The organism is Mesorhizobium sp. WSM4829 (assembly GCF_055811475.1).
Map to the genome: position 1 here is coordinate 1 of NZ_JBVVQJ010000043.1, position 24,129 is coordinate 24,129.

Sequence of the window (24,129 nt, forward strand, 5' to 3'; positions counted from 1 at the left end):
TGGCGGAGGCAAGCTGGGTTTGGCCGGCCCGAAAGGGGTCAGGGCGGCTCCGCCACATAATCTCGCCCGACGCATAAAAAGGGATCAGCGCTCACCAGATCGGCTGGATGCGCACGTTCCATGCCCGGTCGGAGATCTATTGCGCGGCGCAAGCATGCATCACCGATGCGCACACCCGACATCTGCATTCTCGACTGTGGGGCAACGGAACGACCTCATCGTCCGATGGCCAATTCTTCCGCGCGAGCTACCGCGCCGCAAAGCGCGGTGACGTCAATCTGCACTATGGCAGCGAACCCGGATCGAAATTCTACAGCCATCTTTCTGATCAGTATGGCTACTTCAGCATTCTGCCCATCAGTCCGACCGAAAGCGAGGCGGCCTATGTGCTCGATGGGCTATTCGATCAGGACACGGTCCTCGACATCCAGGAACACTTTTCTGATACGGGCGGTGCGAGTGATCACGTCTTCGGGCTGTTCGCTCTGATCGGCAAGCGGTTCGCACCGCGACTGCGCAATCTCAAAGATCGGAAGTTCCACATGTTCGAGAAGGGCGATGCGTATCCGGCGCTGTCGAACCACATCGGGGCGCCGATCAACACCACTCTGATTCTCGGCCATTGGGACGATCTGCTCCATCTGGCAGCGTCGATCAGGACGCGGTCGGTGGTGCCGTCTACGATCTTAAAGAAGCTGTCCGCGTCACCGAAGGAAAGCCAGCTCGCAAGGGCGCTACGGGAACTCGGTCGGATCGAGCGCTCGCTCTTCATGATCGAATGGTACTCGAGTCCAGCGCTACGGCGAAGGTGCCAAGCTGGCCTCAACAAGGGCGAAGCTGCGCGGCGAAATCCGTGATCGGTCGTTCGAAAGCCAGGCGTTCCGCGCCTCCGGCCTCAACCTCGTCGTTAGCTCGATCGTGCATCGGAATACGGTCTACATCGAACGGGCCGTCACCCACTTGCGCAAAATGCATCGCGAGACTCCGGATCAGTTGCTCAAGCACGTCTCGCCGCTGAGCTGGGAGCATTCGCACCTTCCTCCATGAGTTCGGGGCGCTCTACCAGGCGTTCTGCGGCGACACGGATATGCCGGATCTGACTACCGCGGCTCCTTACGGGGGCTTCGTAGCCTGGCAAGAGCGTCTGCTTGCCAGCGATGACGAAGAACGCATATGGGCCCACTGGCGCAGCCAGTTTGTTGATCATGAACCCGACCTGGCCCTTCCGACCGACAGGCCACGAGCCGCGCTTCCACGCACACTGGGTCAGTTCGTGTCCAGGTACGAAAACCGAGCGCTGTGAATCAGCACCGAAAGTTGACCGCCCCTTGCGAGCGCCCGCTGGGGCGAGGCTCAGATCTCGCCGCCGTCCCGGAAGCAATCGGCGCCAACGTCGCGGTCCTTGGTTTAGGACGCACCTTTTGGGCGGACGGCGTTGCAAAATCCAGTAAAAATCACCGCCCGCAGCAGGGGCAGCCGTTTCCAAGCGGTCCCATCGCAATCTGTTCAGACTTTTCGATACGCTCGTTCAGGGTGCCAGTTTCAACCCCAGGCTGCGTGATCCGTTTTACAAATTCATTCCGATCCGCTGGCGACAGTTTCGTATATCCGCGGATAACCTTGCGCAGTTCTTCGTTCATTTTCTTCTCCTAGTTTCCGCCGCAAACGGCGCATTTGTTTTTTTGCCACCAAGGCAAACGTCGCGAAGTAGGGATTTCATTGCATACCGAACATGACCGTCGATACTCGATCAGGCCATTTCGCATGCCTAGGTTCTTTTCTTTGGACGTTATGTCCTTCTCGATGTCGTGGGAATCTATGATTCTTTGTTGATCGGTCCGCATCCTGAATTCGAGAGCAATATCGTCTACTCGGTTTTCCCCGATAGCCTGCTCCATTTCATATGAATCGCGCACTGCACGTGAGCTGTACGCCAGATCGTCGTCCCATCGGCTGAACACCGCCCAAAGAGCGAAAAGCAACTGGATCACTGCTGCCAACGCGAGCCCAACCTTGAGCGCAGTCAGATACGCTGGTGGCAGCTCAAACGCGTCTGACCCCGCAATGCCGGCAAGGATAATAGGGATTGCGAACGCCCAGAAATCGCGCAGCTTCGTAAGAAGCTTGAGCCGCCTCAGACGGCGCGAAAAGATAGTATGGGTCCCATGGCAATTCAGCGCGGAATTCCACGCTTGTGTGCGCATCGCATCTTCAGTGATCATGCTGGTTCGATGATGAAAGCTATAGATTGGGAATGGAGAAGCTTGTGAGCCGACTCGGCTACCTTAGGCTGGCCATCTTACGCGCCGCAGTCCAACCTTTCTGCTCGGCCTAGCTTGCCCTTGGGTCGGCTCACCTCGATGGAAAATGGCTGTCGGAAATTGCATGCATCCCCCCTAGATCATGAGAAGAGGTAACATGATGGTGTGAATTGCGATAGATTTTAAATGCAGCGCAAACGGTAAAAGAACCGTAGTGGAAAACCCGTTGCAAGGGGGGCTGCCTACAACGGCAATGTTCCCCATCATTGTAGGGCACGTCCTTCGGACAAGGCTCTGTTCCGCCACAGTCACAACAGCCCAAGGCTTCCGCAGCCCACCTCTAGGTGTAGAGGAAGGCGCCACCCACTCTCCCCAAACATGCTTTCGACCTTCGCAATTTGGCGGGATCAGAGCCTGGTCCGAAGGACTGCCTCTCATACCGGCAGGTTGTTTACCAGCAATCGGTTCCCCGCTTTTTTTGCGTTCGGTGGGTTCCGCCCTCCTTGGGCTAGCAGATTTGGTTATCTGAATATCAACCGCATGCTTCGCTGTTCTGAGTTTCGGCGAGCCGGGGGCAAGAACTGGAGCGATCGGCACAACGTACCTTATCTCCAACGACGGTGAACGTCTCACCATTATCTTCTTAATCTTCGTCGTCATCAGAGCCCGGTCAGCCCAGCGAGAATGTTCCCCGCCAGCAGCTTCTCCTTCGACAGCAGCCCAGCGTCCTCGAGTGCCTCGACCAGCTGGCGCAGCGTGTCGAGCCCGAACTGCGACAGAAAAGTTTTCGTCGTCATATAGGTATAGGGCGAGCCCGGCTGCGGGCTGCGCGGCCCGAGGCGATCAGCTCCTGCGCGCGCAGCACGGCGATCAGATCGCGCGATACCTCCTTGCCGAAAAAGCTCGAGAGCTCGCCACGGGTGATCGGCTGGAAGTAGGCAATGCACATCAAGACAAGCGCCTCCGCCTGCGACAGTTCTTTACTTGCAGTGCTAAAGAGGTACCGTTTCGGACCCCTACAGTTTGCCACGGCAAAGATAGGAGGTAACGATCTTTTTGGAGCTTTGACTACGGCATAGGTGTCGTGACCACAACGTCGTCGAAAATAACTGGGCTTTTGAATACCGACACGACTAGCTTGAACGTCGGGAACGAGGGCGCATATCGGTGAGGTTTAAACACCCACCCCGAGCATCGGCGTACGTGCTCGAGCCGCCGAGTTCGCGGTCCAGCCAGCGATTGAACCGCTCAGCCGCAGTCTTGCCCGGCACGAACCAGGCCTTGAGGTCGTCCCTCCAGCGAGCACGCGGGAAGCTCTCCCGGAAGCGCTCCATTGTCACGCGATTATAGGGAAATGCGACAGTGGCGCCGGGATGGTCAGTCCTAGGCCTAGATTTTTCGCTGTTGCCAGTCATGGCGCGGTTTCCTCTGCGGTCCGCGTGAGACGGCCGAGAGAGGAAATTCTGCGTACAAAATGACAGTCAGCGAATCGGCGAGTCAGCGCACGAATTCAGATCGCCACGGGGCAGCGTTCAATCATCCAGATTTAGTCCAACCAGCTACGCGCGACCAAAAGAACGGGGACATAGACCGATATAGATCACACTTTGCTTGCCAACCGTGTCGCGAGGTGGCCCTATGTGCCACAGGTCGGCGGCCTGATCTTGGGGGGACAGTGAAGCTTGGTGATATTGACGCTTACGAACGTCGCCTCCGCGGTGCGATCGTTGCCTTCAACAAGAGGCGAGTGCCAGGGGTCACACTTGTCGAAGCTGTCGACGAGGCGGCGCTTTGGCCGGAGGGTTTCGAGCAAGCGCAGCCATTCTTGACCGACCTCCAATTGGCAACGCTCTTCGACAGGAGCCCGCTCCTGCTTTGTGCGATCGCGGCCGAGATTGGGTTTAGATTCGAGGGGGTCGGAACCGAATACTGGAACAAGCTTGCTGCGGCGCTTGGGGTCCCAATCACGATGTCGGATCGAGCGAGGTTCGGTCACGTCTTCAGGGCGACTGCGCACAAGTTTAGGCTTTCGAAGCCCTCGGAAAGTGCCTTTAGCGCGCACTTCTCCATAATGTCTTGGCCCATCGCGAGTGCTTTACTGCCGCTCGATCTCATTGGACCTGTCACGCGCCTTGTCGCTAGAGCGCCCTCGGCGGCACTTCCTGGTCCCGGGCGCAGCGCCAATTTCCCTAGTCTACGAGCGTGGGCGAGCGCGGCGGAAGGGGCCCGACTGGTCGATTGGTTACGTTTCGAGGCGGCGTCGGAACGAGTCTTGACCGCCTTGCTCACGGAGAACCGCGGGGGCGGTATTTCGACGGTTAGCTATTCACGCCTTCACGACGCGATCACGAACTCGTCCGAGGCTTTTTTTGCCGCTCGCGCTGCCCGCCGGCGTGCCCGACGGAATAAGGGAGGAAGAATCGCTCCAGAGACCCCGGGGCGCCTCGAGGTGACCCGCGAGTCGGCTGGCTTGAAGCTTTATGCCACATGGCCCGCCTTGGCCGGTGAACTGGTTGATGAAGCTAAGAACATCGCGCGCGCTGCCGGTTGGCGGCCGCAGCTTTGGGGGGCGGGCGCGCGCCTGCATAGTGAAACTGCCCTTGGAGACGGCCCTTTCGCGTTAACCCACTCGGACATCCCTCGAGCCGATCAGGCCGCCTATCGTGATGCGGGGGCCGTGTTTGGTGAGGGCAGTACGATTGCAGCAGCGCTTGCCAGCCGCAGCATAGACTGGAACGACGCTTTGCTGTTCGATGTAAACGACGAACGCACACGAGGCGAGCAACGCTTTGCGCCTTTCGATCTCAATAGCGGCCATGCATGGATTGCCTGTCGCGCGGAAATTACTTCTCTCGATCGGCTCCATTTCATCGGGTCGGTCGCCGGCTATCGAATATTCGAGGCGAGTCTTGCAGATGAAACCGCGCGCGCGGTCCTCCGCACCCATGGACTATTAGCTGCCAAGGATCGCATCTTAGCGGCCCGCCACCCGATCGACGCGATCATTGCACCTCAGCGCGTGGTTCGACCCGACAGACCCTTCACGATCTATCGGCCGGGGCCCCCAATCGACGTTGGCGAACCTCGGCGGCTGCGCAACGGTGAGCAGATGAGTGGACAGCCTCGCGTACGCGGCGAAGACGCCCAGGAGCCGGACGATATTCCGATCAGGTTGTCGCTTCTCGAGCGTGATGGAGCATTCTCTGCACTCATAGAGCGGAGGCTGCAGTTGCGTCTCGAAAGCGCACATGCGCTGAGAGCCGTTCCGCTCACAGCTGAGCTTGAAATCAATGGTAAGCTCATCCTCCGTAGCGTCGGCGAACTTGCTGAGCTTCCTGTCACTGTCGAGCAGCAATCGCCCCTTCTGAAGGGCCTGTATGCGGACGTTGTCCGCACTCGACTCCTCGAGAGTGGGGCGGGTACTCTTCGTTTCTCGGTTGGCCGGCTAGCCACTATCGAAGTGCCGCTCGCACGACCGACGGGGGCTGTCGACTGGTCAACCACTCCTCCAACTCTGATCGAGGCAGACGGCTCAGCCAGTATGGCCTGCGCGCCCGCCACCGCGCCGCACCGCTTCGCCCCGGCGCCGGCCGTCGTTCGGCCCGAGCGGGGCGCCGTCGGGTACGTATTTCGGTTCGGCGACGGTCGCTTCGCAGATCCGATGAATCTCCTAGCGAGTCCAAGCTTCAATCTTGGCGATTTCGCCGCCGCCTTTAGCAATGACTTTGGCTCACGCCAGCTTCGCGATGGGGAGCGGGGGAGCGGAGATCTCGCGCGGGCACGCATCGCGTGGTCACGCGCACAATGCGGAACGTTGCAAGCTCTGGCAGCGAAAAGTCGAGTCGTGCAGCAATTCGAAGAACCGCTGATCTACAATCTCTGCGGTCGTGAGTGGTTCGATCGAGAGCGAGAGGACAAATCCTCCCGCTCCGACCCTCACGAAGCACTGTATCTGGTCGCGCTGGAGCAGGGTCTCGCCAGCCTGCCCGAGGGTGTTCCGGAACGTTACGCTGGGGACTTTGCCGAGGCGTTTGCGGTCCGGGCCCGTGACCTCGATCCAGACTGGCCGCTTAGGCGGCCGGCTCCGCGAGACGACGCGATGGACGACGCGCTCAATCTTGGCTTCACCGACGCGGTGAATACCCTTCAGGCGCGTGGCTCCTTGGCTGACGTCGATCCGGATGATTGCGATTTCGGTAGTTCGGAAGATGCTTGGGCCTCTGCGGCGGAGGAAGCCATCCGCCGGGTTTGTCGATCACGCCTCGCGCGCCTGATCGCGCCTGATGAAGGGGGGCGACAACTGCGCGACCGCTTCTATTTTAACATCGGCGTTGCCGAGATGGCCGAGGATCTCGCGGCGTGGTCCCGCACCTTCGCACTGCCGCGGGGGCAACTGAGCGCTGAAGCGGCTGCTGCCGCGCTCCAACTGTGGCTTTCCCCCGCCGCTTGCGACGCGCTTGATGCTGCGATGCGCGTGCTGGTCAATGATCCGTTCGTCGCTCGAGCTAGCCGTTATGCGGCGATCCGTATGGATGCGACGCTAGGCGCGGTCTCATGAGCGATTTCAATCGGCTTCTGCTTAACCTCCATGCCGAAGCGCGTCGCTGCGACCGCGATCAAGCTTTGCTTGGCGCGCTCGGGGTGGGCGCGTTCGCCTATCCGCATCAACTCGATAGCGTCCATCGTATGTTGACCGCGTCGGCCTGTCGCTGGTTGCTCGCCGACGAGGTCGGCCTTGGAAAGACTGTCCAGGCAATCATGGTAATGCGCGCACTTGCAGCGCAGTCTTCCCGCCTGTTCAACGTTGCGCTCGTCGTGCCCGACGACCTGGTCGAGCAATGGGAAGAGGAGTTGCTGGCGCGCGGCCACGCAATCGCGATCGAAGCCGGCGAGTCGGGGAGACCCAACAGTAATCTCCTTATGCGCCTCATCCGGCCGAGCCGGATCGTGGCGGGCGGAAAGATCGCTGCCGACAGAATCGACATGCTTCTCGTCGACGAGTTTACCAAGCTGCAGGTCGCGGTTCGCAATGAACTGATCGCGGCCGCACGCACAATTCCGCACGTTATCGCGATGACAGCCACTCCGGCGCTTCACCAGGTTCGCACGCGCGGCGAACTTATGGAGTTGCTCGAGCCGGAGGCTGCGCGAATTGCCCGGGCCGAAGGCCGCAATGTCCTTGAGGTACTCTCGGAGCGCGAACAGGCAGCCTTCGACCGATTCCGCGGCGAACTCGCCGACGCCGCCCGCCGTCGAGCCGTCGGGGACTGCTATGGCCTCTACCGGCGGCTCATTCGAACTCAACGCACCGACTATCCCGACACTTTGCCACAGCGCCGCTATCAACCGATCCGAGTCGCGCCTACTGACGGCGACGTGGAGCGCGCCAAAGCCACTCGAGCCTACCTTGAGGCGGCCGAAGCGGCCGGTCTCGATTATAGGCGGGACGCGCTGCTCCAAGTTGCGGGTCGCAGTCCGCAATCGCTTCGTGAACGACTCTCAACGCTCAAACGGACGCAAGCCGTTGCAGATGCCTGGCGGCGCATCGAGACCGTGCTACGCGACGAACCGGGGGACGCCAAGCTTGATGCACTCGTCGACCACGTTCGAGAGGTCCGCGCCAGCAAGCCCGACGCTCGCGTCGTGATCGTCGCGGAGGATAATCCCACCACTGATTACCTTTACGATGCACTGACAAAGCTCGTCGATGCCAAGGTCGCTCGAAAACGTCGTGTGATGCGAGCAGCCGAAGAACTCGAAGTTCAAGTCGCCTTGCTCAAAGGCGCGCTCGAAGATTTCGTCAGCGGGGAAGCGCATATCTTGATTGCCGCGCTCGACGCTCGTGAAGGTCACAATCTTCAGTTCGCAGACGAGATCATCTTCTTCGCGCTCCCGTGGTCGCCGCCGGACATTCAGCAGTGGATCGGGCGCATCGACCGCCTGGGGACGCGAGGGGTTCCATCGAGTCGAACCATCGCCATCACCCCCATCGTGACGGAGAACTCAATCGAGGATCGAATCCTCGAGGTGCTCGAGGCGACGAAGGTGTTTGAGAGAAGCGAGGTTTGGGACGACTCTGAATGGCAGGCTATCAGCAAGGCGATTAACGCGGCGGCTGAAGGTGATCGCGGAGCGAGTTGGAGCGACGCCACATCACATGCGCGCAACCTCGGCGATACTGCAGATGATTGGCTGAAAACTACCAAGCTACCGCCTAGCCCCCGTACTACGATCGCAGAAAAGAGAGCTGCTAGTCTGCGCAACCGCGACTATGCGTGCCCGCTCACCGCTGAGGCCGAGGATCGAAAACTCAACTGGTTCCAGTGGCGCGAGCGAGGTCTGGATGTCCTTCTGAAGCTAGCGCGCGAAGAGTATTTCGACATCCGCAGCGGAAAGGACGGCCAACAGAGCTTCAAGACCATCTGGTACAGAGGTGATGGTCGCGAACCAGAATTGGCCCTGCCCGACATCGACAACCGGGGTTCCTGGCATCGGCAAGCCTTCATCGCGAAACGGACCGCGATTGAATGCCCTCCTAACACCTATGTAGAGCAGAAGGACGGCCAGAAGCGCCGCCTGCACTTCCTCGATCATGGGTGCAGCTTGCACGACCAATTGATCGATGCACTCATTAGAAAGCCCATATCAAGCGACCTCACGACCGAGTTCGTCGTAGAGTTCCCACCCGGTCATCCGATCCTCGCCTGGGAAAGCAGGAGGCTCTTCATCGCAGTTGCAGTGCTCGATCTCTCCAGTGCGCTGGCGCCGGACTTGGATGCAATCATCGCCCCGATCGACAGGCAGGCGTCGAAACCCGAACAGGATGCGCGAAACACCGCGCTAAGATCCCTTGAAGCGTCGCTCGCTGCCGACCGTCGTTGGCTACTCGACCGCTGCCCGCCCGTTTTCCTGATGAACGTGTTCGTCGAGAACACGGGCAGCTTCTCACCGGCGATGGCGGCAGCCGGTTCGATCCTGGATCCGTCACATGCCCGGTTGCGCGGTCGCCAGCTTTCGCGACGACGATCATCTCTTGCCGAGCCGCAGATTGCGGAGGCTCGCGCCGCCGCACAGGCGGACCTGCAAAAAAGGGGGTCTGAAGCGCTTGGCCGCGCGCTCGTTTCCATCAACGGCGCTATGGAGACTCGCCTGTTCGCAGCCGACGCAGATGCGGTGCAGCATGCCGAAGCGGCGCGAGCCGAACTGGCCAGTGCCGAGGCGTTAGATCAGAAGCTGGTTTTCAATCAGGCGGCAGTGCGTGGGGCAAAGCTGGCGGTCGAAATCAGTGAGAGGGCAAGCGCCGCGCGCAAGGCTTGGCTTACCGGAGTGGCCGGTAGCGTTTCGAAAGCAGCTGCGTTGAGCAAGCGGCGGTATTTCTGGGTTGTTCCCAGGACTATGCCCGAGGAGAGCTTAGCAGGCGCTCAATGACGCCACGCGCTTGATCGTCGAGGCGCCAGGACCAAGCGTTGACTTGATCGCCGGTCAGCAACGCAGCTCGCTCGACTTGTCGCGGCGGCGGTGTGAGGAATTCGAACGTTCCAGCCTCTCGGTTAACGGCCCAGACCGGTTGTCCCGCGGCTAGTGTGATGCCTACGATAATCCAGTGCCAGATGTCCCGTGTCGGCGGCTCCCACACCGTTGCGTTTCCATTCTCAATCGCCAAAATGACCCGGCGCTTCCGATACCCTCCGCTGATCGTCGCTGCAAAGCATCCGTCAACGTCGGCCCGAGCCCACCGCCCGCTCGGGCCGTCCGGCGTGCCAAAGTAGGCACCCGATCCGCTCAGGACCGCCAGGTTCTGCGGTTCATCGAGGGAATACCGCTCGCCCGAACTCGCCAGAGCTCGAGCATACTCCCAGAGTGCCTTGGCATCATCCTGGGGCTGGTCCGCACCGCCCAGTTCAACCAGGGCATCCCGCCACGCTGGTCGACCTACCTCGACGTGGAGAGGCGTCGGGATCAAATCCATTCTCCCATCCAGCGGCAATCGCCTGATCGGATCGCTAGAACTGAGCTCCACCGCACCGAGTATCACATTGTCGGCGCCACCCCACACCAAACGCCGCGGAGTAGTCGGCGCATATCCGCGCCCGGCATCGGTCGCTAGTTCATCGATATCTCCAGATCGCATGAGCATGCCGATCGCGTCGTCGATCGCTGCGCGCAAAGTGTCTTCGGCAATGCCCAGAGGGCGATAAGCCTCCTTTATCCCGCTGGTGATGCGGCCGCGACTGACATACCCCCCCTCCCGGATTGCGTCGCGGATGTGCCTTAATACGCTGCCTGGCAATGCCTCTTCGGTGGCGAGGTACAGGACTTCCGCCCATAGTGAACTCTTGCTCATTCGTCGGAGCCGAGGGCCACAGCCGCCGTGATCGCATCATCCAGTTGTTCGCGCGACGATCGGTCGTGCGCCACTATGATCAGATGCGAGCGAGCACGCGTCAGCGCCACATAGAGATCGCAAACCGTGAACAGGCCACCGAGCCCCGAAAAATCGGCAAGCACGACCAAGTCGGCCTCAAGCCCCTTAAAGCTGCGCGCGGTCGTTACCAAGACACCCCCGCCCTCGCGCCAGGTCCCGGCGTCTTCGACAAGCGCCACCCCATCAACATCACGGACGTTTGCGAGTGGACCCTTTCCTTTAGCCGCTGGACCGAGAATGGCGATCTGACGCGAGGTGAGCCGGTGCTCTTTCAATAGCGAACGCAGTTCTCCCTGGATCAGTCCGGCGATTGATGCGGCGTTAGGAGGAGTAATGATCTTCGGAGGCCTCCCGAGGGGTGCCGTCTCGAAAGGTAGGGAGGCTATGTTGGTCGCGGCGGTGGCGCAGGCGACGATTCGGCGCGTGTTCCGGCAGTTGATGTCTAGCCGGAAGCGGAACGCACCCTTAATGGGCGGATCCACCGGCTCGCGACGTAGGCTCTGCGCTGTATCAAGAAATGCCCAAACCGGACCGTTCTCCTCGAGGAGATACTCAAGCGCGTCCCACCAGCCGGGCGAAAAGTCCTGCGCCTCGTCGACCACGAGTGCAGTAAACGGCAGTCCATCGCTATAGAGGTCCATTGCCGCCTGCGCGAGCAGATCGGGCACCAGTTCGTCCCACCACTTCTGCGGCTCGGAGGCATTCGCATTGAATTCGATACCAGCCTCTCGGCAAAGGTCGGCCGCGAGGCGATGGAAGTTCTCAACCCTGATGCGGCCCCCATTCTCGACGAGTTCGTCGGCGAACTCCTCCCGAATCCACTTCGCGAGTTCGGAGTTGAAACAGGTAAACAACACTCTGTGGCCCGCGCCCGCAAACGACCGTGCGCGCTGCATGGCCAAGAGCGTTTTGCCGGATCCGGCGACGCCTTCGATGATCGCACGAGGATTGGTCTCGAACCCGCGCAAGACCTGAAGTTGCTGACTGGTCAGTCGGGCGAGCGTCGCCTCATTGGCGGACAGACTTACACTGAGCGGTTCGTAGATCCGGAACTCTGGCGCTAGCGCCTTGCGCACCGCCTCGAGACCTTCAATCGAGAGTTCGGGTTTGAAGGCACCGTTGGCCTTATAGACCCGCGTCAATCCCGCCTCGAGGTCGGCCATGTCGTCGATCGAGAGCACGGCCTCGATCGGAAGATCTGTCGGTGCCTCGCCCTTGAACACGCAGTGGGGGAAAGCAACCGCCGTGCCCCAGGTCACGCGCTCGACGAGAGCCCTCCCGCATATCAGTTCGACACGCTTCCTCAGAGCCCACTTGCTTCGAGACGCCTGTTGAACCGGATCTTTTATTTCCTCGACACCACTCTTCTTGCGCCGAAACCAACGACGCTGCCTAACCTCGATTTCGCCGCCCTTGACTTCCAGAACGAGCACACCGTGCTGACGGTGAAGGATCAGGAAATCGGCCTCACCCTCGCGAGCCGGCGCGGCGAGATCGTCGCGGGCAGGATTTGCCCATGGCAGGGAATGCATGACGATAAAGCCGGCCCCGAGGCTGGCTTGCATTGCGCGCGCGACGTCGGCCTCTGATCCGTGCTCGATCGTCTCCGGATTGATTGGCGGGATGAACAAGGCCATCAACCAACAACCTTCACAAATCGAGCAAGCACTTCGACCGCAGTCGCAGGCACTACCAGTTCACTCACGCATTCCATATGCTGAGAAGCCGCACGATACCGGATGCGCATACCGTCGGTGCCTGCAGGCTGGAGGATGCCAACGGTCCATTCGGCACTCGTCGATCCGAAGGCCTTTCCATCGGTGCGGCGAAGCAGACAGATGTCCGTTTTTCCGGGTGCGTCGCTTGAAGGTCTGAACAGACAGGGAGCACCGCTCTGCACTGCGCTACCTTGACCATCCCCATTCTTGCCGCTGAGCATATTTCCTCCAATCCGGAAAAGCAGGTCGTTAGTCTCCGCACCAGCGACTGCATATTTTGGCGTTCCGGAATCGCCGGCTAGATTGCCGGCGATGACCATCGATGCATCAAGCTCAGGCGTCCCGTTGGGGTCGAAGGCGAGCGTGTTCGTGCTTGTCGTTACTGGTCTGACAAGCGCGATATTGGTGGCGATCGGTAGGGCGCGCAGAACCATCAGGATGTCGACGGCCGCCACCACCTGGCCATTGGCGAGCGCTTGAGCTCGCGACGAGCACGGCTCGCCATCGATGAAGGGGTGCGAAAGGCAGACTATCCGGCCACCTTCCTCGACGAGTCCTCCGTCGACGCGGGTAAACTTCGCATCGCTTTCCAGGAGGTCGCGACCCAGCCGATCGAGCGCTTCGTCTTCACGTTTGGCAGCAATGCTGAGCGGTTGTCCCCCGAAGCACGCCTTGAGCAGATCACCGCCGATGAAGCGATCGAACATCGCATGGTCGAACCGATTCTTGTACGACCGGAGGCACTGGTAGCAGCTATCGTCGCAGGTGCAGTCATCGAGCAGTTCGATTGCACGTTTGGCCAACCGGTTCGGGTCTTTGGAGGCTGCCTTCACGAAGCCGGCGCCGCCGGCTGCCTGGTCATAGAGATAGAGATCCATGAACTGTTGATCGCCGCTCGCTGGAGCAAACCGGAAGTCCCCATCGATGTCGTTGGGCTCAAGATCTTCGAGTTGGCAAGCCGCGCGGCGGAGAGCTTCGACCGCTGATCGCGCTGCGATGACGGTGGAAGGCCGATCCGGATCAAACCGCCAGCCGACCGGCAGCCCCAGGCGAAACACTGCGACATCAGTCCTAAACTCATTCCCAAGGACGATCTTCAGCACCGAGCCCGTACACTGTTCGGGCTCCTTGGGGCGCCTGGGGCGTGGCCTGTCATGCGGCTGCTTGCCGAAAAGCTGTCGCATCGTGGGATCAAAATTCGCAGGCTCAATCCGGCCGCACTGCGTGCAGTAGTTGAATGCCGGATTCGCCGCATCAAGCGATCCGCGATTAGTGACGACGAGATTCTTGCTCTCGCTCCATGCCTCCCAACTCGTCCCGAGCGGCCAAGTCGCGCCACCGATGCGCGAGCCCGGCGTGAATGTCATGGAGTCGAGAGTCGCCTTTGTTGGGCGGAGACGCATCCCGGCGTCGAAATCCGGAGGGAGCGCGGTTATGGTCGGAGGATGCGAGAAGCCGGGCGGCCGAACCCAGCGCCGTGCCGGCCCCAACGTCGCCCGGCCGCTGCAGGCCGGACAGTCTCGGGTCTGGTCGACATAGCCGTCGGACCAATCCAACAGATCGGCGTAGTTGCAAACCCTGCACTGATAATAAAGCTTGCGAGCACGGTAGGCGTCGAGCCTGTCACTATCACGCTCGGCGTAAATGCCGAGGGACAGGAAGCGCTTACCATCGACCCAGACCTCATGACCTGGCGCATACTGACTAAGCGCCGCGTTGAGCGCTTGTTGCGGTGAATATCGACGCTTGGGGCGCCAGGGATCGGTGTCGTCCTCAAATACGCTGAAAGCGGCGACATCTGTCGGGAACGCATATTTGGGGAGCAATCCCTCGGCGAACAACCGATCGAGGAGACGCCCATCTTTGATGGGAGGAACGTCCTCTTCGCTCCCATCCTCCAAGATCTCATCGGAATAATCATCGTCCACGTCAGACGCGGTTACGGGCTCCGCCGGGATTTCCTCATCCGGTTTGATGAGAGCCTCCTCGAGTACTCGCGGAAGGTCATCGAGCACACCCTTGGCGTCAAGCGCTGGGCAGGATTGTGCGAATAAACGCTCGATGTCGGCTTCAAGCGATTCCTGATTGAACGACAGCCAGGCTCGCAGCCCGGCCAGGGAAAAGCTGTCCTCAGCGCCGTTCACAAAATCGGAGACGGAGCCAAGAGACGAAAAGACGTCCGAGGCACTAGAGACGTCATCGATCCGATCCTGTTGGAACCGGCCGATCAAGAACCCGAACGCTTGGCGCTTCGCAATAACCACGTTGTCGAGATTGAGGATCGGGTCTGGCGCCGGCCCCGCCACGATCGGTCCAGGGTCGCGATAATAGGTCTGGTCGTGACTGTCCGCGCCGCAGAACATAATGACGGTCGAAAGCCCGGCACCACGTCGGCCGGCGCGACCGGCGCGCTGCTGATAGTTCGCTCGTCCCGGCGGGACGTTCCGGAGGGCGACCGCTGTCAACCCGCCAATATCGATGCCAACCTCCATCGTGGTAGTGCAACTCAGGATATCGATGGGCGCACCCACCTGCCCATCTTGCTCGATCGGAATATCCTGGAATCGAAGCTCGTAGGCCTCGTTTCGCGACATTGCGTTGGCCATGCCGCTATCGTTGAGAGCGGCCGAATGCTCCTCGGCAATCAGTTGATGTGGAGCATAACCGTCGGCGGGATCGCTCAGCCTCTCCCATAGCCTACGGAAAAACGCCTTTCTGCTTCGAAACACCGGATCGTGCGCCGGATCGATTGGATCCGCGTTTCCGGTGCAACTCGTGCAGCGGTCGCCGATCAAGGCGTTGCGTGGCGATACCGTCGTGCAGCGCTCGCAGCGAATCCACTGAGTGGCGGGGTTCAGCTCAAGCGCGACTTTGGCGCCCTGCACATAGAAATCACCGGTAACGTTCGGCGAAAACACATCGCGCAGCGCTGGGCCGACCGAACTGGCAAAATCGCCTTTCAGCCATTGCTTGAGGCCGTGTGCTTCAAGCAGCGTTGTAAACTTCTTGGAGAATTTGCCATTCCACGCGCGGATGCCCGACGATCCGCGGCCCGTTTCGACATTGTCAGGCGTGTCGCGCAATCGGATCGCGTGCTTGTGCAGGGCCTGCCAAAGCCAGAGCTCGACAAGGGCCGCACGCGCCGCTTCATCACTCAGCCCGGGGATCGTTGGCAACGCGACGGCCGCATTCAGCTTGTCCGCCTCGATCTTGGTCAACTTTGCTTTTAGGGTTGCGAGGGCGAGGGGGAAGATACCCGTGTGCTCGTCCTGCAGCACAGCGTAGATGCTCTGAAATACAGAGAGCGGTGTATCAGCGCAGGTTTGGTTGGTGAGTTGCCGGAAATCTTCGGCGTCCGCGTCGGGACTTCCGATTAAGCCGACGGCGTGCCGCCCCGCCCGATCCATCCGGCCGTCTTCAGCACCACTTGGACGCAACCGTACCCCGTGACGGGCGCCCCCAAGCGCGATCGCGAGAGGCGCATCGTCGAGCGAGGGGATGAACGCAGGTTGCTTTAAGGCGGACATGCCCGCCAGCAACAGCGGCCGAAGACTGTCGCGGAAGGAAAAGGTTTTTAGGGTACCGGCCAAGCGGGACGCCGTTTGGCGGCCGTCTGAAAACACCAGCGCCTTTCGCCCTTGAAGAGGCGTATCGCTATCGGGCCTCGGCGGCTGCTCGAGCACCTGAACCGAGATCAGTTCCTGAAAGGGTTGCTCGCCCTTGGTCTGAAGATCAGAAATTCCGTTCGAGGAGGACGGGTCGCAATTAGCGCCGCAACGCGGGCATTTCTCGAATAGCTTCGAGCCGAGAAGCGGCGCGAGCCACACCTCTCGAACGAACGTGCCACCACCGTCGATCTTTCCGGTTGCGAGATCGAGGTACACGGGCCGGACCGTCCCCGCCATTTGTGGCTTCGGGTTTTCGAGACAAACGTGGACGGGCTCGATCAAACCTGTGTCACCGGCATAGGCATAGCCGTTGTCCTGCCAGAGATGCTCCGTGCCCGCAGGTGCTCCTATGTTAGCGCGGGCGACCGATAGCCCGCACGACCGACAACTGTGAAGTTCAAGGACCTGCGATCCGCAGTCGCAACTGCGGCGGGGCTCGGAGTATAGCTTCCCCGTCGGCCCCCCACGATAAGCAGCGTCGATCTGGTCGCAATCTGGGTTGGCACAAGCCCACAAGCCGGGCAGACCGCGAAAGAGCATGTGGACACGAGCGGGCAGCAGCGGCGGTTTGTCGGGCGCAGGCTTGGCGAGCGATGCCAATTCAAGCAGCGCATCGGTCGCCGCGACGCCGTTCGAGGTGTGGGTAAAAAGAGCGCCGGGCAACTCTGTCACGGCCCATGCGGCGCCCGGCACGTCGACGGGGTCAGCGGGATTCTCGGCACCGCTCGTGATATTCCGGAGGCGACCAACGACCGGAAGAGGCGCCAAAATCTCGTAAAGAGCTGCTGGCAGATCGTCCGCGGTATTGCGAAAGCCTTCGGCATCCGCTTCGCCTAGGGGATAACATCTTGCCACGCTGACCCGTCCCCCGGGGGACAAAACCGTATCGACAATGAGGAACGGCTCTTGAGAATTCGCTTCTCCCCTACGTTCGACAACGACGGCTTCCTCGAGGCGACGGCCGCGGAGATCGAGCCCACCGATCGTAACCGATGCAGCCTCGGGGCCGCTGTCGATTCTCTTTAACGTAACGCGGCTGCCGGATAGGTCGGAACGCTCCGACGCTAACGGTGCGACGACGCCGGAGCGCTCCCGAAGATCTGGCGAGTGTAGAGCATCCAGCGGTACATTGGCCAATTGGTTCGCCAGGTCGGCAGGCCCCGCACCTGCCACATCGACAGCATGTTTGCTTCCGGTCAGCCGGCGGATGGCCTTAGGCTCAAGACCGCAAAGTCCGGCTACGAATTCCTTCGCGCGCTCCTCTTTCGAGAACGACGCGCTCGTCGCTATGAAGATAACACGCGACGTAGGCAGTCCCAGTCGGTCCAGGAGCCGACGGATGAGATAGGCGACTTCCGTGCCATTCGCGCCTCGGTAGAGGTGCGCCTCATCCAAAATGAGGAGGAACTTCTCCTCAGGGTGGGCCTCGAAGTAGGCGCGGGTTTCTCCAAAGATTTCGCGCTCAAGCGGACGCAGGAGCATGTACTCCAGCATCGAGTAGTTCGTGACCAACAGGTCGGGACAGGCCTCCTGGATTTCGTGCCGGGTCAGCAGTTCGGGATCGTCGAGTTGCTCAATCGCACGGGCGGGTTGGCCATTTGCATCCTCCCAGTGTTGACCCGAATTGCCGTACCACTTCCGTAGGCCGTCATATGCGCCTATAAAACTGTCTGGCTTTCCCGGCCACCGGCCTTTTGCCCGGAGCGTCTCAACGAGTTCCTGATCCTTCGAACTACCCGCCCGAGCAGCGTCTTCGATCTTCAGGTAATAGCCGAGTGTCTTCAGACGCTCCCGATCGCGGTCCGCACTCCGAAATCCCGGATAGAGCGTGCGCCCGGTGTAACGCCCGAATTTCGCCGGTCGACCGCCGGCACTTTTGAAGGCCCGTCGCACCGACGGTGCGCCGAATAAGTTTCGCAAGCGCCCCAGTTGATCGTTAACCAGCGCGTTCATCGGGTAAAGCAGTAATGCGCGCACCGCCCGCGTCTCAAAATGCGCTTTCCTGTTGAGCGCCTCGTCAGCGAGGCGCGCAAGCACAGGCAGTAGGAAGCTCTCAGTCTTGCCGGAGCCGGTGCCGGTCGTTACGACGATCCCACTTCCTGCTGCGTCCGAACGAGTCGTGTGTTCGAGCGCCTGCGCCTGGTGCTCGTACGGTGGGTTGAAAAGCAGATCCTCGCCCTTTTCGGCCAGGTCGGTGAGGAAAGCGGACACACCCTTTGGCAGAGAGAGGTCCACATATTTGCGGTGACCGGCGTAGCTCGGGGTGCTTTCGATGAACGGCGTCTGCGCGACACCATGATCGGTCAGCAGCTTTCGCCGCAATGCGACGACCTTCGGATCAGACAGATGATAGGTCGCCTCAATATAGGAAGCGAGCGCCTCCCTCATGTGCTCAATTTCGGTACGCACGTGCCCCCCAATCCCCCGGTTATCCGGCCCCTTTAGTTTTTGATGCTTTGCCACCTAAGGCTAAGAAATTTCACCCCGATTGTCGCTATTCGCCAAGCGCAGTTAGCAGGTCGATCATCGGCTCGGCGTTCAAGCTGCGCTGCACGCTTTCCGGGCCGAGGACCTTCACCGCAGCTATGGTCGCATCGCGGCGAACGCGACCGTCCAGCCATCGACGCCGCCACGCTGCCGAGATCGCAGCGGCCGAGGCGGCGTGGGTCTCGATCGATGCCAGGCCCATTAGCGAATTTCGCGAGGTTCCACCGAGTTCGCAGGCGTAGAATAGCCGAGGGGTGGCATGGTGGAGAATGCTATCGCTGGCGATGCCTAGCGCGTCCAGCCCCTCCCTGATCTGTCGCAGGCGCGGGCTTGTGCCCTCACCAAACCGGTTGTTCACGCGGCGAGAGGTGTGCAGGCTCTGCGCCATGAGCCGCAGGGCGTGGGCGGTATCTTGGCCAAGATGCAGCGTGCCAAAGCCACCTGTCTTGCTCCGTCCGATCGAGTCCCACCGGAGATCGTGCGTCAAACCCTTGTATTCGACCGCCCGCAGGCCCAGCCGATTGTATTGGCTAGATCCTACCCCATAGAGGCTGGTCGTTGTCAGGACGCACAAGTCCGCAGGCTTCGAGATTGCCCGTCCAGCCATTTGCGACGCGATCACACTCACCTGACCGCTGTATCGCTTGGAATAATGATCTCGGACCTCTTTGGACGCAAGTAAGAGGGCCACGAGTTTGCCGCCAAGCAACTCGTTGTAAGGAGCGACCGCCCCACAAATGCTCACGTCGGCCACGCGGCTGGAAAGGCCAGCCTTTCGAAACTCGGTCAGCACGATGTCGATGGCACGCTGTCCACTTTTTGCGGAAAGAAGTTGATCCAGGGCGGCCGAGGGATCTGATGCGAGGTCGGCTGCTCGAAACATTTGCTTTGCGAACAGCAGTTGGGCGAGCAGTTCCGATCTCTTCCGCACGAACAGCAGGTCTTCGGAAGCCCTGACCCAATCGGTGTCGGACCCGGCAACCTTGACGGCTCCTCGCATTGGGCGGATGCGATCCCCCTCCTGAAGACTGGTTTGATAGTGTACCTTCAATTCAAGATCCCGAGCGTACGCGGCTCCGGACGCCTTTTGCTCGAGGCGCAGAATTGTATTTTCGCTTGGGCTTTCGATCTCGTCCGGGCGCGCCAGGTCGTCCCAGCGGACCTCGTCGATCGACGCATTCAGCCGCTGAAGGAAAGCGTCGGCGAGGCATGCGGAGTCCCACAGACCGGAACGGAGATTTGTCTCCGTCGAGTCCCGCAGCCAGCCGATCCAGTTGTCTCGCGCCGAGAGCCGCATGACGGGGCTCGCCAGCATCGCGATCCCCATGACGCGTCGCCCTGGGCGCGCAGCGTTCCTGATCAGAACCAGCAATTGACGCCCAGGAATCGGACGATATTCGTGCGCCCAAGTATGACGGAAGTAGCGCCAGATTTCGTTCAGTGGCAGCCCAGTCTCAGAGCATTTCGCTCCCGCTTGGCAAACCTCGACGACCGGATCGATCAATCGGGCGAGAGCTGCATCGCGGTCGACCGCCGGCAGTTGATTGATCGCTTCCAGGTCGCTTCCTAACGCTGCCCCATCATCTATCAGGTCGAGGACAGAACTGCGCACGCCTGGCTGTCGCGGCGTCCGCCGCTCCATCCGTTTGATGAAATTCGCCACGGAGGGTTCGGACAACTGGCGACGGCGAGCGATTTGGAGGGCGGATCGAATACGAAGCTTGATATCGTCGACGGTTTGATCGGGGCTTGTCTCAATACCGGGCGCTTTGAAATGCAGCCCATTTCCTTCAAAAGCGACATGCCAACCTTGATCAAGAAGGTCCGCCACGAGAAGGCAGATGGCGCGCAGCTTGGTGCTATCGCCCTCGTCAACATATCGCCGGGCAAGTTTGCGAAGGCCCTGCGCGAAACCGGGAGGTGTCGGTCCAGTAAAGTTGAGAAGCTCGTGGAGTTCCTCACGTTCCTCTGGGGCAAGAAACGGCGTGAAAGGCCGTAAATTCGACCGATCTACCTCAGATTCTGCCATGACTAACCCTCCCCGACCGCCCAGTCGTCTTCATTGTCACGTCCGGCGCCTCGGCGCCAGCCGGCAGGTGGCCAGTCCCAATGTCGGAGGCCCATTCTCTTAGCAAGCTGTCATAGTCGGCGGCGTGTTCAGCGCGCCCGAGCCTCATTCGGCCAAGGATCTTCTCCAAGAGAGCATCTAGGGCGGCTTCAGGTGCAAACTCTCGAACTACGCGGCCAATCAGAACTTCCACCTCTAACGAGGACGCGGGTTCGATTACCTGGGGTTTCGTGCGTGAGGGAGGAACGACCACTGACTTGGAGGTCGCTGCGACGGCAGGCCTTGAGGCAGTTGCGCGCTCCGCTTTCGCAGAACGAACCTTATGTCGCAGATGTTCGATTGCCTTAGGCAAGCCGGCTGCGCGTAGGCAGTCCCACATTTCGCGCGAGAGCGACACCTGCTGCTTCGCAGTGGTGACGCCGAACGCCTCGTCTAAGCTGGCAGAAAACTCAATCTCAACGCGGATATATCGATCGTTGTTGATGAACGTGGTCCATGGGGTCCGCCCCTGAATGTCCACGATCCGTCCATTTCGGCTGAAGATGATGCCGTGATAGTGCTTCAGGATGGGGAAGCGGGAGTTGGCATTGATGCCGATTGCGTCGCGACCCTTGTCGGTCGCACCAAAGGAAGGCGGAAGCCACGCATAGCGCAGCGTAATCGATCCGCGGGCATCACCGAGTTCACCGTCGATCGAGATGGTGACCGGATCTAGCGCGTTGGCATGGTCTTCGTCCAGCGCGAATAGTTCGGCGTCAGGAGAGAGGAACAGCGGGTCTATTGGACGCACCCTCTCCCCATCGATGTAGATCGACGTCGCACGAAGGAGCTTATGATAGGCGACCCCGAAATGCCGGACGAGATTGCGACGCAGGCCCGCAGCCGTGGTCCAATCCAGGCGGTCCAGCTTGTCTATGACCACGACCGTTCCGGACTTCCATCCGCCCGGGTGGCTTTGTGCAAGTGCGTTGGCAACAAAGTCGGGTAAATGTGACTGACGCGCTGGCGGGATTTCCAACTCGTTATCGGCGTTCCGATACGCGTCGTTATCGAGCAGATCGAGATCAAGTGTGACAGCGTAGGTGCCGCCGCGTTCAAGTTTGGAATAAATCGAAAAACGGCGCCCCATGCTGACGGTCGCGCAGGGAAGCCCATATCCAAACCTCCCCAGACCCGCGCGATCATTTTCTCGGTGGGTCCCGCCCCACATCATGGCAAACCGTAACATCGAGGGCGCCATTCCATGTCCATCATCGACAATCGCGAGTTGGCTTGGCTTAGCGGTCGAGCCATCGCTCGCGAAATCGAAAAGCAGATCTACCCGCTCCGAATAGGCTTGGATGGAATTGTCGACGAGTTCCGCAATCGCCTCCAGATTGCTCTTGTATCCGATGTGCCGGATGCCGCGGACGAAAGCTTCCGGAACGAACAGGTTCAGGTTTTGGTCGCGCGCTTTGAGTTCGGTGTAACGTTGTTGCTCCGCGATAACTTTGCGAGTTGTCGGTTCGCTGTCCATGTCCCTCCCCCGAGTTGCCCCGCCGTATGCGCCAGCAGCACGAAATGCATTGAGTAGTTGGAGTGCATTGTATCGATCACCTGCCATGTGCCAATCGGCTCGCTCGAAAATAGAGTGGCGCGTTGCCTCGCAAGAAGGATTTCGTGGGCAACAGCGCGGCGGAAGCCAGCCCGCGGCCCGACCAGACCCGGTGATCTTTCCGGCCAATCTTGTCGATGGCGATCATGTCGGTTCACGATCTCGATCACCGGCTGCCGCACGATCAGTCGTCCTGGTCCTGAGTGATCGCCTGTCTCTGCGGTCGCAACACGGCAACGCCCGCTGACACCTGGTCCTCGACGACATCGTCCTCGCCCTCCCCGTTAGCCAATCCGGCTGGAATACCGCCGGCCAGCAGCTTCTCCTTCGACAGCAGCCCTGCGTCCTCGAGCGCCTCGAAATCCGGCAGCTGGCGCAGCGTGTCGAGCCCGAACTGCGACAGGAAGTTTTTGGTCGTCACGTAGGTATAGGGCGCCCCCGGCTGCGGACTACGCGGCCCCGAGGCGATCAGCTGCTCAGCGCGCAGCACGCCGATCAGGTCGCGCGACACCTCCTTGCCGAAGAAAGAAGACAGGTCGCCGCGCGTAATCGGCTGGAAATAGGCAATGCACATCAGCACGAGCGCCTCGGACTGCGACAATTCTTTCGCCCCCTGCCCGGCCGCGCCGAATGCGGCGTGGATGACGTCGCCAAAAACCTTTTTGGTCCGGTGCTGCCAGCCGCCGGCTACCGACACAAGCTCGTAGGGGCGGCCGGCGAGCTCGGCGCGGATGTCGTCGATGATCAGCTCGATATTGCAGTTCTTCCCCACCACCCGCGCGAGGACACTACGTGTCACCGGTTCGCTGGCGGCAAAAATGACCGCTTCGACGCGGCCCATCCATTCACGCCAGCGCAGTTCTGGCGGCAGGTGCTCGAGTTCGGTGTCGAGCAGCGCCGGCTGATCGTTGGGCTTGCGGCGGACAGAGGTTTCGCTCATCGCTAAAGTCCAAACAGCCGAAAAGTGGTGCGACCGGAAAGCTCGCGCACGGCACCCAATTGTTGCAGCCGCTCGAACAGCCGCCTCGCCGCAAAACGCGACAGGTTTTTCGACGTCAGCGAGCCGGAGACGGCGTCTTCATTCAGGAGCAAAAAAACCACATCGCCCGCCCCCTTTGCTCGGAGCTTCGGCGCGACGGCGATAAGCCGCTCCGCCCGCCGGGCAAGCTCTGTGGCGAGCCGGCAGGCCTCCGCCGCCGCTGGAACCAGCGCGACGCAGACCGCGCGCTCGAAACCTTTTTCGCCGGGTCGGATGCGCTTGCCGCCGGGCTCACCACGGAACGCCGGACCAAAGGCCTGCGCCATCAGGAGCGGCAGTGGCCGCGGCCAGCGCAGGCTTTGCGCCAGCACCAAGTCGGCCAGCCACCAGGCAAGAAGCTCGCAATCCGGTCGCATGGCGACGACGCGGGCGGCGATCGCCGCAGCGGCGAACGGCGCCGGCCGCTGCGACCCCGCCACTTTTCCTATCTCCGTGGAGAGGTCAGCTAAAGCCGCGCCGTCCCAATGGAGACCCAGCTGGTCGACGATCCTTTCGAGCCGATCGGCGCTGGCGGCGGGCGGCTGCAGCGCCAGTTGCCGCCAGCCGCCGAGGATGGCGCCGGCGGGACCGGGATCGGCGCCGGCCGGGCGCAGGTGCCAGGCATCGCGCAGGGCGGCCGCGTCCTCGGCGCGGCCGGCGAGCCGCATGCTGGCGGCGGCGCAGTTGAGCGCCAGCCGCTGCCGCCAGGCGCCAGCCCAGGCAGGCGGCGCCCGGGCGAGGTCGTCGAGGGCGCTTAGGGCGGCGCCGGCCTGGAAGGCGGCGTCGGCGTCGCTCGGCCTGCTGCCGGCGGCGAGCGCCCAGACCGGCACGGTTGGCGGCGCGGCGAGGCTGGCGGTCGCGGGATCGAGGCGAATCATGATTTGGAGGGT

12 protein-coding genes and 2 pseudogenes are annotated in these 24,129 nt (G+C 61.0%); 4 read left to right on the forward strand and 10 right to left on the reverse strand.

Translation table 11 applies throughout. The features are described from left to right. Positions 1 to 77: 77 nt before the first annotated feature. A pseudogene (locus AC0L17_RS28955) lies at positions 78 to 1,038 on the forward strand (Tn3 family transposase); the annotation flags it as partial. Further along, entirely contained in the window at positions 1,028 to 1,303 is a 276-nt protein-coding gene (locus tag AC0L17_RS28960; RefSeq protein WP_473518320.1) for a condensation domain-containing protein, read from the forward strand. The pseudogene AC0L17_RS28955 and the gene AC0L17_RS28960, both read left to right, overlap by 11 nt. 151 nt (positions 1,304 to 1,454) lie before the next feature. Here AC0L17_RS28960 and AC0L17_RS28965 read toward each other — a convergent pair whose 3' ends face one another. The 3 genes and pseudogenes from AC0L17_RS28965 to scpB (AC0L17_RS28975) all read right to left on the reverse strand — a co-directional run. Continuing rightward, positions 1,455 to 1,640, reverse strand: coding sequence for a hypothetical protein (locus tag AC0L17_RS28965; protein WP_473518293.1), 186 nt, complete (start codon positions 1,638 to 1,640; stop codon positions 1,455 to 1,457). 9 nt (positions 1,641 to 1,649) lie between these two features. Further along, entirely contained in the window at positions 1,650 to 2,222 is a 573-nt protein-coding gene (locus AC0L17_RS28970) for a mobilome CxxCx(11)CxxC protein (RefSeq protein ID WP_473518294.1), read from the reverse strand. Positions 2,223 to 2,920: 698 nt separating this feature from the next. Continuing rightward, positions 2,921 to 3,246: pseudogene (scpB, locus tag AC0L17_RS28975) on the reverse strand (SMC-Scp complex subunit ScpB); the annotation flags it as partial. A gap of 1,485 nt (positions 3,247 to 4,731) precedes the next feature. Between scpB (AC0L17_RS28975) and AC0L17_RS28980 the strand changes: the two are divergent. Further along, positions 4,732 to 6,819 carry a hypothetical protein gene (locus tag AC0L17_RS28980; RefSeq protein WP_473518295.1) on the forward strand — a complete coding sequence of 696 codons (2,088 nt, stop codon included), beginning with the start codon at positions 4,732 to 4,734 and terminating at the stop codon, positions 6,817 to 6,819. Continuing rightward, on the forward strand, positions 6,816 to 9,689 hold the full coding sequence (locus AC0L17_RS28985) for an SNF2-related protein (RefSeq protein ID WP_473518296.1): 2,874 nt from the start codon (positions 6,816 to 6,818) through the stop codon (positions 9,687 to 9,689). Before AC0L17_RS28980 ends, AC0L17_RS28985 begins: the two co-directional genes overlap by 4 nt. Here the strand turns inward: AC0L17_RS28985 and AC0L17_RS28990 are convergent. The 7 genes from AC0L17_RS28990 to AC0L17_RS29020 all read right to left on the reverse strand — a co-directional run bounded on the left by AC0L17_RS28990 (position 9,655) and on the right by AC0L17_RS29020 (position 24,117). Next, a complete protein-coding gene (locus tag AC0L17_RS28990; protein WP_473518297.1) occupies positions 9,655 to 10,605 on the reverse strand; it encodes a hypothetical protein in 951 nt (316 codons plus the stop codon). The genes AC0L17_RS28985 and AC0L17_RS28990 overlap by 35 nt on opposite strands. Further along, positions 10,602 to 12,323 (reverse strand): NERD domain-containing protein, encoded by a 1,722-nt coding sequence (locus AC0L17_RS28995; protein ID WP_473518298.1) that lies wholly within the window; start codon positions 12,321 to 12,323, stop codon positions 10,602 to 10,604. Before AC0L17_RS28995 ends, AC0L17_RS28990 begins: the two co-directional genes overlap by 4 nt. Next, complete coding sequence (locus AC0L17_RS29000; RefSeq protein WP_473518299.1) at positions 12,323 to 18,481, reverse strand: DEAD/DEAH box helicase; 6,159 nt, start codon at positions 18,479 to 18,481, stop codon at positions 12,323 to 12,325. Before AC0L17_RS29000 ends, AC0L17_RS28995 begins: the two co-directional genes overlap by 1 nt. Before the next feature lie 85 nt (positions 18,482 to 18,566). After that, entirely contained in the window at positions 18,567 to 20,588 is a 2,022-nt protein-coding gene (locus AC0L17_RS29005; RefSeq protein WP_473518300.1) for a Druantia anti-phage system protein DruA, read from the reverse strand. Then, entirely contained in the window at positions 20,575 to 22,143 is a 1,569-nt protein-coding gene (locus AC0L17_RS29010; RefSeq protein WP_473518301.1) for an ATP-binding protein, read from the reverse strand. The genes AC0L17_RS29005 and AC0L17_RS29010 overlap by 14 nt, the downstream gene beginning before the upstream one ends. Before the next feature lie 262 nt (positions 22,144 to 22,405). Then, positions 22,406 to 23,161, reverse strand: a complete 756-nt coding sequence (scpB, locus tag AC0L17_RS29015; RefSeq protein ID WP_473518302.1) for an SMC-Scp complex subunit ScpB — start codon at positions 23,159 to 23,161, stop codon at positions 22,406 to 22,408. A 2-nt stretch (positions 23,162 to 23,163) separates the two neighbouring features. Continuing rightward, positions 23,164 to 24,117 carry a DUF1403 family protein gene (locus tag AC0L17_RS29020; protein WP_473518303.1) on the reverse strand — a complete coding sequence of 318 codons (954 nt, stop codon included), beginning with the start codon at positions 24,115 to 24,117 and terminating at the stop codon, positions 23,164 to 23,166. Positions 24,118 to 24,129 lie beyond the last annotated feature (12 nt).